Below are 14,422 nucleotides of genomic sequence, written 5' to 3'. Positions count from 1 at the left end.
TCGCCGATGATCGTTCGAAGCGCTTCGACACACAGCCCGTGGAGTCGATCGCCGATGAGTACTCCAGCTCCTCCCCCGTTCCGCGACCCGGTCCGGCCGACCGGCGCGCGGATCGACGATCTGCTCGCCCGGCTCACCCCGGACGAGAAGGTCGCGCTCCTGCACCAGTACCAGCCGCCCGTCCCCCGGCTCGGCCTGGACACCTTCCGCACCGGCACCGAGGCGCTGCACGGCGTCGCCTGGCTCGGTCCGGCGACGGTCTTCCCGCAGGCGATCGGCCTCGCCACCACCTGGAACCCGGACCTCGTCCGGGCCGTCGGCGCCGCGGTCGGCGACGAGGTCCGCGTCTTCCACCGGAAGGACCCGGCCGGCGTCGGCCTGAACGTCTGGGCGCCCGTGGTCAACCCGCTCCGCGATCCGCGCTGGGGCCGCAACGAGGAGGGGTACGCCGAGGACTCCTGGCTGACCGGAGTCGTCGCCACGGCGTACGGACACGGTCTGGCCGGCGACGACCCGGCGTACCTGAAGACCGCTCCGACCCTCAAGCATTTCCTTGCCTACAACAACGAAACCGACCGCTGCACGACCTCGAGCAACCTGCCGCCGCGGGTCTTGCACGAGTACGAGCTGCCCGCGTTCCGCGCCCCGATCACCTCCGGCGCAGCGGTGGCGGTGATGCCGTCGTACAACCTGGTGAACGGACGGCCCGCCCACCTCAGCCCGCTGATCAACGACGTACTCCGCACCTGGACCGACGACGACGTGCTGGTGGTCAGCGATGCGTACGCGCCCGGCAACCTCTTCGGCCTGCAGCAGTACCTGCCCGACGGCCCGACCGCGTACGCCGCCGCGCTCAAGGCCGGCGTCGACAGCTTCACCCAGGACGACACGAACTCCGCCCCGACGATCGACCGGCTCGACGAGGCGCTCGACCGCGGCCTGATCACGTGGACGGACATCGACACCGCGGTACGCCGGGTGCTCGCGATCCGGCTCCGGCTCGGCGAGTTCGACCCGCCCGAACTCGATCCGTACCGCGGTCTCGAGCCCGATCTGGTCAACTGTCCCGCACACCGCGACCTCGCCCAGGACGCGGCTCGCCAGGCGATCGTCCTGCTCAAGCACGAGTGCCAGGTCCTGCCCATCGACGCCTCCACCGAGCGGATCGCCGTCATCGGACCGCTGGCCGGCGCCGTCAGGGCGGACTGGTACGCCGGGACGCTGCCGTACCAGATCACCGCCCTGGACGGCGTTATCGAGCGACTCGGGCAGGACCGCGTCGAGTACTGCGAGGGCGTCGACCGGATCACGCTCCGGATCGCCGACTGCTCGTCGTACCTGGCCGTCGGTCCGGCCGCCGTACTGCGAGCCGACCGCGAGCCGGGCGCGTTCGACCTGTTCGACTGGGGCGGTGACGCGTTCGCATTGCGAGCTGTGCAGAACGGGCAGCACCTGAGCGTGAGCGACGACGGTGAGCTCGTCGCGGATCAGCCCGGTCCGAACGGCTGGGAGGTCAAGCAGACCTTCAGGTTCGTGCACCTGGCCGGCACCGTGCTGATCCAGCATCTGCACAGCGACCGGTACCTTCACGTCGGGCCGGACGGCGCGGTCAGCATTGCCGACCAGGCGACCGCGTTCGAGCTCGAGGTCGTCGTCGACGGCGCGGCCCAGGCGGCCGGCGTCGCCGCCCGGGCCGACGTGGCGATCGTTGTTGCTGGCAACCACCCGCTGGTGAACGGCCGCGAGACCGAGGATCGCGACAGCCTCGACCTGCCGGCAGCCCAGGACCGGCTGATCCGCCAGGTCCACGCGGCGAACGCGCGCACGGTCCTGGTGCTGAGCAGCAGCTACCCGTTCGGGATCGGCTGGGCGCAGCAGCACCTGCCGGCGATCCTGTGGTCCGCGCACGGCGGGCAGGAGTACGGGCGCGCGCTGGCCGACGTACTGTTCGGCGACCACGACCCGGCCGGACGGCTGACCCAGACCTGGTACGACTCCGCCGCGGACCTGCCCGATCTGCTCGACTACGACATCATCACCACGGACGCGACGTACCTGTACTACCGGGGCACGCCGCTGTACCCCTTCGGCCACGGCCTGAGCTACACCAGCTTCGCGTACGGCGATCTGCGTCTGAGCACACCGTCGATCGCGAAGGACGGTGAGGTCCGAGTCGCGTTCACCGTCACCAACACCGGCGACCGGCCGGGCACCGAGATCGCCCAGCTCTACACCCGCCAGCAACGTTCCCGGGTCAAGCAACCGCTGCGGCAGCTCCGTGGCTTCCGGCGAGTGTCCTTGGAGCCCGGAGAGACCGTGGAGCTCGAGCTGACCCTGGCCGCGGCCGACCTCGGATTCTGGGACGTCACGCGCGACCGCCACTGCGTCGAGTCCGCCCGCCACAGCATCATGGTCGGCCGATCCAGCACCGACCTCCGCCTGACCACAACCCTGGACGTCCACGGCGAACGCATCCCGCCGCAATCACTCGAACTGGCGGCGACCAACTTCGACGAGTACTCCGCGATCACACTGTCCCACGAGGCGACCGTCTCGCTGGAACCCCAAGCCTGGTTGGCGTTCCACGACGTCCAGCTGAACTCCGAAACGGCCGTCAGCCTCACCGCCGCCAACCACGGGATCGAGCCGGCGACGATCGAGCTCCGCCTGGACGACCCGCGACAAGGTGAGGTCCTGACCACCGTGCAGGTCCCGCCGGGTCAGCTCACGACGATCACCGGTGAACTGACGCCGGTGACCGGCGTACACACGCTCTACGCGGTCTTCTCCGCGGCGGACGTCGGGCTCGAGAGCTTGACGGTGTAGCGCTCGCACGCACCTTCGATCACCCGGGACTCAACGACGCCGTCGCGGAGGGCCATTTCGATCACGGCTGCCACTCCCCCGTGCGCGTCGGGCAGTTCGACGACGGCCGTCCGGCCCTCGGCCGGCGCGAACCAGCGCAGCTCGACTCCGTCCGCCCAGTCGTAGTCCGGGCGATCGTCGACCGCCCCGATCGGGATCACCGCGCCTTCACGCACCAGCAGGGGCAAGCTGTCGAAGCCATGCGTCTGCTGAACCCATCCCGGACCTGACAGCACCTCGCCGGTCAGCAACGAGGTCCAGCGGCCGCGCGGCAGGTAGAACGAGACCTCGCCGTCGAAGCTCATCACCGGCGCGACCAGCAGATCGGGACCGAGCATGTACTGCCGATCCACGGAGGTGGCCGCGGGATCGCCGGGGAACTCCAGGACCATCGGCCGCATCATCGGTACCCCGTCCTGATGCGCCTCGGCCGCAGCGGTCATCAGGTACGGCATCAACGACAGCTTCAGCTTCGTGAACTTCCGCAGTACGTCGACCGCTTCGTCGTCGAACGCCCACGGCACCCGGTACGACGACGAGCCGTGCAGCCGAGAATGCGATGAGAGCAGCCCGAAAGCCACCCACCGCTTGAAGATCGCCGGGTCCGGGCGCCCCTCGAAACCGCCGATGTCATGGCTCCAATAGCCGAACCCCGACGCGGCCAACGACAACCCACCGCGCAACGACTCCGCCATCGCCTCGAACGTCGACTCGCAGTCGCCGCCCCAGTGCACCGGGAACCGCTGGCCGCCGGCGGTCGCGGACCGGGCGAACAGGACCGCGTCGCCCTCACCCCGGTTCTCCTCCAGCAGACCGAAGACGGCCGCGTTGTAGAGCTGCGCGTAGTAGTTGTGCATCCGCGCCGGGTCGGAACCGTCGTACCAGGCGACGTCGGTCGGGATGCGCTCGCCGAAGTCGGTCTTGAAGCAGTCGACGCCCAGATCGATCAGGGCCTGCAGCTTCGCGCGGTACCACGCGGTCGCGTCCGGGTTGGTGAAGTCCACGATCGCCATACCCGCCTGCCACAGGTCCCACTGCCAGACCGAGCCGTCCGGCCGCTTGAGCAGATAGCCGAGCCGGCGGCCTTCCTCGAACAGGACCGAGCGCTGGGCGATGTACGGGTTGATCCACAGGCTGACACGCAGCCCGCGATCCTTCAGGCGGCGGACCATGCCGGCCGGATCCGGGAACGCGACCGGGTCCCAGAGGAAGTCGCACCAGTGGAACTGCCGCATCCAGAAGCAGTCGAAGTGGAAGACGCTCAAGGGAAGATCGCGCTCGGCCATCCCGGTCACGAATCCGCTGGTGGTCTCCTCGGTGTAGTCCGTGGTGAACGACGTCGACAGCCACAGCCCCATCGACCACGCGGGCACGCGCGCGGGCCGCCCGGTCAGAGCGGTGTAGCGGCGCAGCACGTCCTTCGGGGTCGGGCCGGCGAAGACGTAGTACCCGAGCTCCTGGCCCTCGACGCTGAACTGGTTGCGCGACGTGACCTCCGAACCGATCTCGAACGACACCCGGGCCGGGCTGTCGACCAGTACGCCGTACCCGCGGCTGCTCAGGTAGAACGGGACGTTCTTGTACGCCTGCTCGCTCGACGTGCCGCCGTCGGCGTTCCAGCTGTCGACGACCTGACCGTTCTTCACGAACGCACCGAAGCGTTCACCGAGGCCGTAGATCGTCTCGCCGACGCCGAGCGCCAGCTGCTCGTGCACGTACTGCTGGCCGTCGGCATCGGTGATCAGGCCGACGCTGCGGGCACCGGAGTTCGTCAGCGGCTTCCCGTCCTGCTCGAAGCGCACGTCCCACGGCCCCTCGAGCGCGATCACCACGCTCAGCTCGCCCGACGTCAGCCGCGCCTCGGCGGCGCCGGCCTCCACCTTCACCGGGTGATCGTCGTCGACGTTCAGCTGGTACGACGGCCGCGCGGGCAGTCCACCGAGGTGGTGCCCGATCCGCACGCCGATCACCCCGCGCGCCGGCGAGGAGAACGTCACCGTGAACATCGGCTGGTTGAGCGTGTCACTGCGCCGTTCGATCCGCTTGGCCGGCGCGAACACGGTCAGCTCCCGCTCGCCCGCCTGCACACTCTCGACCCCGGCCGGCCGCAGCCGCGTCAGTCCCGCCCGGAGCTGCCAGTACCCGTCGCTGAACTTCATCGTGGCCAGCCTCTCCCAAAGCGTTGTCGAAGCGCTTCGACAACGCTAGGTGGGCCGCCTTGATCGCGTCAAGTTTGTGGCTCTCAGCGGATTCTCAGCGGTCTGCGGTGACACTGGGTGGATGCGAGTGCTGATGGTCGAGGACGAACTGCGCCTGGCCGACACGGTCCATCGTGGACTGACCGACGCCGGGTTCGTCGTCGAGATGGTCCACGACGGCGAGAACGCGGTCTGGGCGGCGACCGAGCACAGCTACGACGTGATCGTGCTGGACATCATGCTGCCGAAGCTCAACGGGTACCGCGTGCTGGAGATGCTGCGGGCGCGCGGGATCTGGACGCCGGTGCTGATGCTGACCGCCAAGGACGGCGAGTACGACCAGACCGACGCGTTCGATCTGGGTGCGGACGACTACCTGACCAAGCCGTTCAGCTTCCTGGTCCTGATCGCCCGGTTGCGGGCCCTGATCCGTCGCGGCGGACCGGAGCGGCCGGTGGTGCTGATGGCCGGCGACCTGTCGCTGGACGTGGCCCGGCGGCGGGTCGAGCGCGACGGGCGGGAGATCACGCTCACGCCGCGCGAGTACGGGCTGCTCGAGTTCCTGATGCGGCACCGCGGCGACACCGTCAGCAAGACCGAGATCCTCGCATCGGTCTGGGACCCGGCGTTCGACGGCGACCCGAACGTGGTCGAGGTCTACGTGCGCTACCTGCGGAAGAAGATCGACACCCCGTTCGCCCGGCACGCGATCGAGACCATCCGAGGCATGGGATACCGGCTCAACCCCGAGGGCGGATAGGCGTACCTGCGAAGATTGCTGGGTGAGCACGGTCGTGCGACGACGGGTCGACGGGTGGTACCGGACCGCGGGCGGGTTGCGGCAGGCCAGCGTGCGAGGCCGTTCCACGGCTGCGGCCGTGATCGTGGTCGCCGTCGCGATGATGCTCGGCGCCGCCGCCCTGCTCCTCCTTCTGCAGCGGGCCCTGATCACCGAGGTGTCCGACGCGGCCGAGGGACGGGTCGAGGACGTGGCCGGCCAGGTCAGCGCGGAGGGTACGGCGGGCCTCGCGCGCGATCTGGCCGAGACCACCCGTGCCACCCAGTTGGTCCAGGTCCTGGACTCGGCCGGCCGGGTCATCGCCGCCTCGTCGACGCGGGTCGACAGCACTCCGTTGTCCGACCTCCGGCCGCCGCCCGGGGCCTTGCTGCGCGCCGAGGTCGGCGAGATGCCGCTGATCGACGACGACCACAACTACCTGATCGTCGCGCAGGGAGCGTCGCACGAAGGCCAGACGTACACCGTGGTGGTCGCGTCGTCGGTGGAGACACAGCGGCAGACGGTCACCACGGTCGCGAAGTACCTGGTGATCGGGTTCCCGGCGTTGCTGATCGTGGTCGGCGTGGCCGGGTGGCTGATGGTCGGGCAGGCGCTGCGGCCGGTGGAGCGGATCCGGGCCCGCGTACAGGGCATCGGGACGCGGGACCTGACCGAGCGGGTCCCGGTGCCGCACACGCGGGACGAGATCGCGCGGCTCGCGGTGACGATGAACGAGATGCTCGACCGGCTCGAGACCGGCCAGGCGACGCAGCGGGCCTTCGTGGCCGATGCGAGTCACGAGCTGCGGTCGCCGTTGGCCACGCTGACCGCGGCGCTGGAGGTTGTCGAGGCGGACACCAGTGGGCAGGCGTGGCACGAACTGCGCGCGGTGATGGCGACCGAGACCGACCGGATGCGGCAGCTCGTCGAGGACCTGCTCCTGCTCGCCAAGGCGGACGACACCGGGCTCAGGATGCGGCAGACCGACGTGGACCTGGACGACCTGGTCGCGGCCGAGATCCAGCGGCTGCGGAGCTCGGTGCCCGAGCTGAAGGTGACCGGTGACATCCACCCGGTGCGCGTGGTCGGCGATCCGGCCCGCCTGAGCCAGGTACTGCGGAACCTCGTCGACAACGCAGCCCGCGCCGCGCACACCAGCGTCCGCCTGACCACCGCCGAGGAGAACGGGTCGGCCGTCATCACGGTCGAGGACGACGGCGACGGCATCCCCGAGGACGAGCGGCAGCGGGTCTTCGAACGCTTCGTCCGACTCGACACCAGCCGGTCACGCGCGAGCGGCGGCTCCGGGCTGGGCCTGTCCATCGCCCGCGAGATCACCCGCGCCCACAACGGCACGATCACGTTGACCTCGTCGAGCACCGGCGGAACGACGGCCACTATCACGCTCCCAAGCTGACCGACGGTCGACGAGGGGTGGTGCCGCGCGCCCGACGGTACGAAGCTGGGGTGAAGGAGGTGGGTGTGGTGAAAGCGGCAGCAGGCGACCAGGTCGTGGTGGAGACCAGCCATCTGATGGCACACCGGCGCGAGGGGAAGATCGTCGAGGTACACGATCCGGACGGCGCACCGCCGTACCTCGTGCACTGGAGCGACACCGACAGCGAGTCGCTGTTCTTCCCCGGCCCCGACGCGCACATAGTCCCCAGACCATAAAGCCCCCCCGTGGCCGAGTCGTGGCAGTCGGCGGGCCCCAGGTTCGCCGAGTCGTGGAGAGGGGTTCTGAGAATCTGCCTTGATCCACGACTCGGCGTTCGGGATCGGAACCATTCGCCACGACTCGGCGAGGCTGCGCCGCCTCTCTTCCTGGAAGAGCCCATCCGAGCCAGGAATTCGGTTGCCGGGCGGGTCGGCTTCCAGCAGGATCGCCGGCATGACCCAGTCAGCTGCCCGGCCGATCGCCCTCGTCACCGGCGTCGGCCGTACCGTCGGCATCGGCGCCGGTATCGCCCGTCGGCTCGCGACCTCAGGCTGGGACATCGCGTTCAGCTACTGGACGGCGTACGACGACCGGATGCACTGGGGCGTGCAGTCGGGGGCCACCGACGAGATCGTCAAAGAGCTGAGCGACCTCGGCGCGACCGTGGCGCCGATCGAGGCGGACCTCGTCGACCCGGCCGCGCCGGAGCGGATCTTCGCAGCCGCCGAGGAGCAGCTCGGCAAGGTCGCCGCGCTGGTGATGTGCCACTGCGAGTCGGTCGACTCCAGCATCCTCGACACAACCGTCGAGAGCTTCGACCGGCACTTCGCCGTCAACGCGCGCGCCACCTGGCTGCTGATCCGCGAGTACGCCCAGCGCTTCACCGGGGACTACGGCACCGGCCGGATCGTCGCGCTGACCAGCGACCACACCGTCCACAACCTCCCGTACGGCGCCAGCAAGGGCGCGCTCGACCGCATCACCCTCGCGGCGGCGCAGGAGCTGTCCGACCTGGGCATCACCGCGAACGTGGTCAACCCCGGCCCGATCGACACCGGCTGGATGACCGACGAGGTCCGCGACGCCTGCCTCCGGCAAACCCCGCTCGGCCGCCTGGGCACGCCACAAGACACCGCCCACCTGGTCGAGTTCCTCTGCTCCCCTCAAGGCCAATGGATCAATGGCCAGCTGCTGAAGAGCAACGGCGGGTCCGCCTAGTTCCAGGCCCTTAGTCCCACGTCAGTGGGATGCAGGCCAGGCGGGCGCCCGCGGTGCCGTGGGAGTCGGTCGCCTCTTGGTGGATGACGATGGAGCGGTTGCCTGGCTTCGGCGCGAAGGGTACGACGGTCGACGCCGTACCGGCGCCGCTCGGGCTGACTGTGAAGTCGAGCCAGACCTCGCGCTCGCGGTCGGCCCGCGCCGGTTTGCGGCCCTCGATCGCGTCGGTGTTGTAGTGCGGTCCGGCGGCAGCGCCGTCGCCTGCCACGCACGGGCCGGTGTGCAGGTGCGCGCCGAAGGTGCGGCCGGCTGCATGCTCGATGCCCGTCACCTTGAGCCGGACGCTGGTACGCGCACCGTGCGACACCATTACGACGACTGCGCGAGCGGTGCCGAACGGTCCGTGCGGCTGCAGCGGCCGCAACGGTCCGTTGCTTGATGCAACGTTCGAGTCCGGCGCGACCGGGATGGCGATCTCGCCCCGGGGTACGCCGGGTGGCCGGTTCTGCGCCGCTGCCACCGGGCCGGCGATCACCCCGACCACTCCCAGCACCCCGACCACGGCGAGGACGCCGCGCACTCTTCCCGTCATGTCTCCCTCTCCCGGAACGACTGCCCCGGGCGGGGAGCGAACTTGTCGTGAGGCTATCAAGCGCTCGCGGTCCGGATCGCCGCAGCCGCCTCCTTCAGGTTGGCGAGTGTCGTACGCACGGCCCGCCGAGCGGTCCGCTCCGGCCGGTGCAGGGCGTCGATGTGGCGCCGCGCGTGCACGGCCCGCATCGGCACGAGCACGATCCCTGGATGCGAACGGGCCGTCCAGCGCGGGATCAGCGCCAAGCCGGCGCCCGCGGCAACCAACTCGGCGACCACGGTGAACTCGTTGACGCGGTGGACCAGCTCGAGCCGACGGTTCGCCGCCGCCCCGATCGCCTCGATCGTCGCCATCAACGGGAACCCGTCGTGCACGGTGATCCACGGCTCGCCCGCCACCTCCCGCGGGGACAGCGACGGCTTCGACGCCAACCGATGACCAACCGGTACGGCGACATCCAGCGGCTCGTGCAGCAGCGGTGTGACCGCAACCGTCCGCGGCCAGGCGGCAGCGTGATCCATCCGGTGCGCCAGCACCACGTCGTACTCCCGGGTCAACGGCGGGAACTCATCCTGCGCCACATCCTCGTCGTGCAGGCTGACCCTCGGCCCGTCCCCTGCCCGGAACAGCGACGGGAAGAATGCGGCGGCCGCGCTGTGGAACGCGGAGACCGACACGACCGCATCCGGCTGCTCGGCGAACTCGTCCACCACCTGCCGGGCCCGCGCCAGCGCGGACTCCACGTCGGCTGCCGCCGCTGCCAACGCACGCCCGGCTGGGGTGAGCACCACTCTCCGGCCTTCGCGCTCGGTCAACGGGACCGGGATCGATCGTTGCAGAAGCCGAAGCTGCTGCGAGATGGCCGACGGGGTGATGAGCAGCGCGTCGGCGGCCGCCGTCACGCTTCCCAGCTCGCCGACCTCCCGAAGCACCCGCAGCTGTCGTTCGTCCATCTCAATACTGTAGGCGTCCTACAAGGTCGATTAAGAAGCTGGTACTTGGCTTCATCTTCATCACCGGTCACCGTTGGACCCGTGCCCGCCTCCCGCCGTACCGATCTCCTTCTGCTGCTGGTCGCCATCGTCTGGGGTTCGAGCTACCTCGCCGCCAAGACAGCGACCGCGGCCACGCCCGTGCTGACCGTGCTCTTCGTCCGGTACGCGATCTCCGCGGTCGCGTTGCTGCTCGTCGTACGGCGCATCAGCCGCGAGGAGCTCCGGATCGGCGGGGTCCTCGGCCTGACGCAGGCCGCCGTACTGATCCTCGAGACGTACGGCGTCACGCACACCAGTGCCGCCAACGCCGGACTGATCATCAGCCTGACGCTCGTGCTGACCCCGCTGCTCGATCGTCGCCGGCTCCCGCCGCGGTTCTATCTCGCGGCCGCGGTCTGCGTCGCAGCGGTCGGCCTGCTCATGTCGAGCCACGGGCTCCACGCCCCCGGCGTCGGCGACCTGCTCATGCTCGCGGCCGCGGTCGTCCGGGCCGGCCACGTCGCATTGGTCGGCAGGCTGGCAACCGACCTCAGGCCGTTGCAGCTGACGACGATCCAGACGCTGGTCGGCACAGCGCTCTTCGTCGTGCCCGCCGTGCATCACCTGCCCGCGATCCCCGCCGCGGGCTGGATCCAGATGGCTTATCTGGCCTTGTTCTGCAGCGTTTTCGCGTTCCTGGTACAAACCTGGGCCGTCCAGCGCACCTCCGCCAGCCGAGCCAGCCTCCTGCTCGGAACCGAACCCATCTGGGCCGTTGCCATCGGCATCACCCTCGGCTCCGAGCACCTGACGACCACCGCCGCCCTGGGCGCCGTACTCCTCCTGGCCGGCACCAGCTGGGGGCAGTCGATCGAGCGCAGGGCAAGGCTAGGAGCGGGTCCACTTCTGGTCGTCCGATCCGTTGCACGGAGCAACGATGACGGCGGCGCCGTTGCCGGTCCCATCGGCGGTCAGGCAGCCGGTGGCTGAGGTGACCGTCTGGTCGGCGTTCAGTTGCCAGGTCTGGTCGGCGCCGCCGGTGCAGGTCTCGATGGTGGCCGCGGCGGCGCCGGCGGTCAGGCACTTGTCCGCGTAGACCGTGAGTTGGCCGGTGGCGGTCTGGTTCCACGACTGGTTACCGCCGTTGTTGCAGTCCCAGAGGTCGAGCGCCGTACCCGGGCTGGTCGAGAAGCCCGGTACGTCGACGCATCGGCCGCTCGCGACACCGCGCAGCGGCTCACCCGGCGGAGCGGGCGGCAGAGTGTTCGTCGGCTCCTTCTTCAGCAGACCCCAGCCCCACCACAGCTGGTCGCGGCCACTCTCGCTGTTGACCTGGAGATCCCTCGGTCCGACCTGCGTGGTCATCGAGTACGAGTCGCCGGTCCGCAGGCCGGGCCAGTAGACGATCCCCATCCGCTGTTCGCGCGCGACCTGCGTCAGCGCACCGAGGTACGCCGTGTACACGTTCCCCTCGTGGTTGCCGTAGTTCAGACCGATCGTCATCGGCGAGCCGGCCTCGTCGATGATCGTGCGCCAGCCGTACGAACCGATCCGCGGCCGGAGGTTCGCCAGCCAGGCGGCCTCCGTGGTGTCGGACGCCCAGAACCCGTAGAAGTGCAGCGACAGCAGCGTGCCCTTCAACTCCGGCGCCGCGCCGACCCCGGTCACGTTGTCGTTGTAGCCGGTGCCAGAGATCACGATCCGCCCACGCGGTACGTCGTGGTGCCGGGCGATCCACGCCGAGGTCAGCGACACCCACTCGGTCAGCGAGTACCCGAACGGTTCGTTCGTCGGCTCGAAGTACACGTGCGGGTTCCGTCCGTACGCCTTCACGACGGTGTCCCACATCGCGGCGTACTTCGCGGGGTCGTCGACCCTGCCATCCTTGGCGTTGTCGGCCTCCCAGTAGCTGAGGATGACCTTGAACCCGCCCGCGACCGAGGCGTCGATCGCCGCGCGATAGGAGTTCCACCAGGCGGTGCCCACGCTCGACGGGTTGATCGGCAGCCGGATCGTGTTCGCCTTCAGCTCCTTGCGGAACTCACCGACGATCCCGGTCGCCTTGCCGTACGTCGTGCGGTAGTCGTCCGCCGTACTCAGACCGGACGGGACAACCTCGTCGTGGGCGTAGTTGTCGCGGGGATCGGCCCAGTTCACGCCGCGGAAGTCGTTGGTCCGCGGCGGGCCGGCCGAGGCCGGTATCGCGATCCCGGAGACCAGCACCGAGACCAGCGCGAGGAGGGAGAACAGGACGGTGGCGAGACTGCGAGCGGTTGACCTCACCCGGTGATGTTTACGTGAACATGCGCTCCAGTCAAGGGTTCAGGACGAGTTCCAGCCGCAGCCAGGCCGCCAGATCGCGGATCTCGCGGTGCACCGCGGCGGTCAGCGTCTTCGAGAACGGCTGGTCCTCGTGGATCGCGTCCACGCGGAAGATCCCGGCCTTGCGGTCCGACATCGCGTCGAGCTTCCCGACCAGGCGGTCGTTGTGCAGGATCGGCAACGCGAAGTACCCCCACCGGCGCTTCGCGACCGGTTTGTACATCTCCAGCTGGTAGTCGAACTCGAAGATCTCGTCCAGGCGCTTCCGGTCGTAGACCAGCCGGTCCAGCGGCGAGATGATCGCCGTCCGCCCCTTGAACGGCTGCCCGAGCAGCTCGGGGTCGATCCGCCACTCGCCGCGGACGCCGTCGAGCACGGCTCGCTCCCCCGCCTCGCCGGCGTCGAGCGGCTCGCCCGGGCAGGCCGGGCCCTTCGACCGGAGGATGCCCATCGAACGCAACCGCTGCTCGTCCCGGATCCGGGCGGCCTCGGCCGCCGGCACGGCCGGGTCGTCGGGGTACACCCGGGAGGCGAGGTCCCACAGCCGGTCGCGACCGTCGCGGCCCGCGATCGCCACCTCGCCGCGCTGGATCATGAACTCGAGCAGCTGCGACACGTTCCGGTTGTTGGTCCAGCCGCTCGACTTCCACGGCCGCACGCAGGTGTCGGGCAGCTCGCGCATCACCAGCGGGCCGTCCTGGCGCAGCCGCTCGAGGATGTCGAGACGGCACGCTTCGTTCGCCTTGACCCAGTCGGCGCGGTAGCGCTGCCAGTCGAGCGGCTCACCGTCCGCCGGCCATGCCTCCATCTGGGCCCGGAACAGCGCCAGCGTCTCCGGCAGGCGGACGAACCCGCGAAGCTCCAGCAGCTCCAGTGTCGCCAGCGCGTCGGCGAGCTCGGCAGCGTCGTACGACGAGCCCAGCCGGCTCCACGTCACGAGGTCCGCGTTCGGCGCGACGTACGCCGTCTGGTCCAGCTGGAGCACGTTCAGCCCGCGGACGACCTCGAACAGGCCGGCCGGCCGCTCACTCGTCAGCAGCTGCGCCCGGACGGCCAGCCGCCTGGCATCTCGCTTCGACAACTGATGAAGAACGGTCACAAAGAGAGACTAAGCGACTGATCGGACAGTATTCTGGGACGGAGACTGAGCTAGGTGGGGACCTGGGGGCTCGGGGGGCAGGGGGTTGATGGTGGCGCTACGTGGTTGGGTACTCATGTCCGGGGCGGTTCTGCTGGCAGTTGCCGGTTGTACGAGCGCGGACGGTTCGAGCGGGTCGAGCCCGGTGACAGAGACGCCCTCGATCGTCCTTCCCCGGACCACAGGTCCGGTCAAGCCCGCTGCCGACTGCTCACATTCCACCGAGCAGCTCCCGCCGGAGGCCCAGGCGGACGGCGTCGTGCTGACCGCCAGCACCGACCCGACCCGCACGTCGTTGCTGCTCCAGAACATCGGCGGCCTGTCGGTCATCATCATGCCGGACGCGGGCTTCACCAGCCGGCTGATCGCGGCGCCGTCCGTGAGTCCTACCGACCCGGCGTCGCGCGCCGCACTGATCGCCGTCAACAACAGTGGCGGCCTTGCCGGAGTCCTGGACATCCCCGTGTTCATGCCCAAGTCCCAGATCATCACGGTGCCGCCACAGTGGGCGGTCTGCGTACTCAGCGACAGTCTCAAGGAGTTCGCAACGGCGCGGTACCTGCAGGACAAGCCGACCAGCGCGCAGTACTTCCTGACGAAAGCACTCGCGGACCAGTTGCTCCTCAAGAACAGCGCGGCCAGGACGCAGCCGACGCTGATCAGGTGCGCCAAGAGCACGGTGGACGTCATCAAGGGCAAGCCGTCGCTGTCCGACGTCGAGCAGTACGTCAACGTCCTCGCGCCGGGTTCCCCGTGCCGGAACAGCTATCAGGCTCTGCTGCACAGTGACCGGAACGCCGCCGACGAGCTCGCGACCGCGGTCCTCAGCGAACTCCAGGCGACCCCGAGGCTGCACGCCAACAGCGACCTGCTCCTCACCACCGCACGCAGCTGAACCA

The 14,422-nt window shown here is 69.5% G+C and carries 12 protein-coding genes; 7 read left to right on the top strand and 5 right to left on the bottom strand.

What is annotated here, in order from left to right:
• Window positions 1–54 precede the first annotated feature (54 nt).
• Window positions 55–2,826, top strand: coding sequence for a glycoside hydrolase family 3 C-terminal domain-containing protein (locus tag ACIA58_RS20165; protein ID WP_396405243.1), 2,772 nt, complete (start codon window positions 55–57; stop codon window positions 2,824–2,826).
• On the opposite strand, the gene yicI is transcribed toward ACIA58_RS20165, so the two are convergent.
• Complete coding sequence (gene yicI / locus ACIA58_RS20160; protein ID WP_396405242.1) at window positions 2,775–5,024, bottom strand: alpha-xylosidase; 2,250 nt, start codon at window positions 5,022–5,024, stop codon at window positions 2,775–2,777. The genes ACIA58_RS20165 and yicI overlap by 52 nt on opposite strands.
• A gap of 121 nt (window positions 5,025–5,145) precedes the next feature.
• Here yicI and ACIA58_RS20155 point away from each other — a divergent pair, with 121 nt between their 5' ends.
• The 4 genes from ACIA58_RS20155 (at window position 5,146) to ACIA58_RS20140 (ending at window position 8,497) form a co-directional block, all read left to right on the top strand.
• Window positions 5,146–5,823: a response regulator transcription factor gene (locus ACIA58_RS20155; protein WP_396405241.1), complete on the top strand. Its 678-nt coding sequence runs from the start codon at window positions 5,146–5,148 to the stop codon at window positions 5,821–5,823.
• Window positions 5,824–5,962: 139 nt separating this feature from the next.
• Entirely contained in the window at window positions 5,963–7,258 is a 1,296-nt protein-coding gene (locus tag ACIA58_RS20150) for an ATP-binding protein (protein WP_396406489.1), read from the top strand.
• Window positions 7,259–7,326: 68 nt separating this feature from the next.
• Window positions 7,327–7,515, top strand: coding sequence for a DUF1918 domain-containing protein (locus ACIA58_RS20145; protein WP_396405240.1), 189 nt, complete (start codon window positions 7,327–7,329; stop codon window positions 7,513–7,515).
• Window positions 7,516–7,732: 217 nt separating this feature from the next.
• On the top strand, window positions 7,733–8,497 hold the full coding sequence (locus ACIA58_RS20140; protein ID WP_396405239.1) for an SDR family oxidoreductase: 765 nt from the start codon (window positions 7,733–7,735) through the stop codon (window positions 8,495–8,497).
• Between the two features lie 10 nt (window positions 8,498–8,507).
• Here the strand turns inward: ACIA58_RS20140 and ACIA58_RS20135 are convergent, their stop codons facing one another.
• A complete protein-coding gene (locus ACIA58_RS20135; protein WP_396405238.1) occupies window positions 8,508–9,089 on the bottom strand; it encodes a superoxide dismutase family protein in 582 nt (193 codons plus the stop codon).
• A 56-nt stretch (window positions 9,090–9,145) separates the two neighbouring features.
• The gene (locus ACIA58_RS20130) at window positions 9,146–10,042 is read right to left on the bottom strand and encodes a LysR family transcriptional regulator (protein ID WP_396405237.1); all 897 of its coding nucleotides are present in this window, start codon (window positions 10,040–10,042) and stop codon (window positions 9,146–9,148) included.
• Window positions 10,043–10,123: 81 nt separating this feature from the next.
• Here ACIA58_RS20130 and ACIA58_RS20125 point away from each other — a divergent pair, with 81 nt between their 5' ends.
• Window positions 10,124–11,053, top strand: coding sequence for a DMT family transporter (locus tag ACIA58_RS20125; protein ID WP_396405236.1), 930 nt, complete (start codon window positions 10,124–10,126; stop codon window positions 11,051–11,053).
• Here ACIA58_RS20125 and ACIA58_RS20120 read toward each other — a convergent pair.
• Window positions 10,952–12,346, bottom strand: a complete 1,395-nt coding sequence (locus ACIA58_RS20120) for a ricin-type beta-trefoil lectin domain protein (RefSeq protein WP_396405235.1) — start codon at window positions 12,344–12,346, stop codon at window positions 10,952–10,954. The two genes, ACIA58_RS20125 and ACIA58_RS20120, sit on opposite strands and share 102 nt — an antisense overlap.
• 31 nt (window positions 12,347–12,377) lie before the next feature.
• Window positions 12,378–13,484, bottom strand: coding sequence for a DNA glycosylase AlkZ-like family protein (locus ACIA58_RS20115; protein WP_396405234.1), 1,107 nt, complete (start codon window positions 13,482–13,484; stop codon window positions 12,378–12,380).
• Window positions 13,485–13,668: 184 nt separating this feature from the next.
• On the opposite strand from ACIA58_RS20115, the gene ACIA58_RS20110 reads away from it, so the two are divergent.
• Window positions 13,669–14,418, top strand: coding sequence for a hypothetical protein (locus ACIA58_RS20110; RefSeq protein ID WP_396405233.1), 750 nt, complete (start codon window positions 13,669–13,671; stop codon window positions 14,416–14,418).
• Window positions 14,419–14,422: the final 4 nt, after the last annotated feature.

This window comes from Kribbella sp. NPDC051586, from assembly GCF_044453965.1.
Taxonomy (GTDB): Bacteria; Actinomycetota; Actinomycetes; order Propionibacteriales; family Kribbellaceae; genus Kribbella.
Note: the sequence above shows the minus strand (reverse complement) of the source record. Positions and strands in the feature narration are given on the sequence as shown.

Coding starts and splice junctions, on each gene's coding strand:
- ACIA58_RS20165 (WP_396405243.1), top strand. CDS start 55: ATGAGTACTCCAGCTCCTCCCCCGTTCCGCGACCCGGTCCGGCCGACC.
- yicI (WP_396405242.1), bottom strand. CDS start 5,024: ATGAAGTTCAGCGACGGGTACTGGCAGCTCCGGGCGGGACTGACGCGG.
- ACIA58_RS20155 (WP_396405241.1), top strand. CDS start 5,146: ATGCGAGTGCTGATGGTCGAGGACGAACTGCGCCTGGCCGACACGGTC.
- ACIA58_RS20150 (WP_396406489.1), top strand. CDS start 5,963: ATGATGCTCGGCGCCGCCGCCCTGCTCCTCCTTCTGCAGCGGGCCCTG.
- ACIA58_RS20140 (WP_396405239.1), top strand. CDS start 7,733: ATGACCCAGTCAGCTGCCCGGCCGATCGCCCTCGTCACCGGCGTCGGC.
- ACIA58_RS20135 (WP_396405238.1), bottom strand. CDS start 9,089: ATGACGGGAAGAGTGCGCGGCGTCCTCGCCGTGGTCGGGGTGCTGGGA.
- ACIA58_RS20130 (WP_396405237.1), bottom strand. CDS start 10,042: ATGGACGAACGACAGCTGCGGGTGCTTCGGGAGGTCGGCGAGCTGGGA.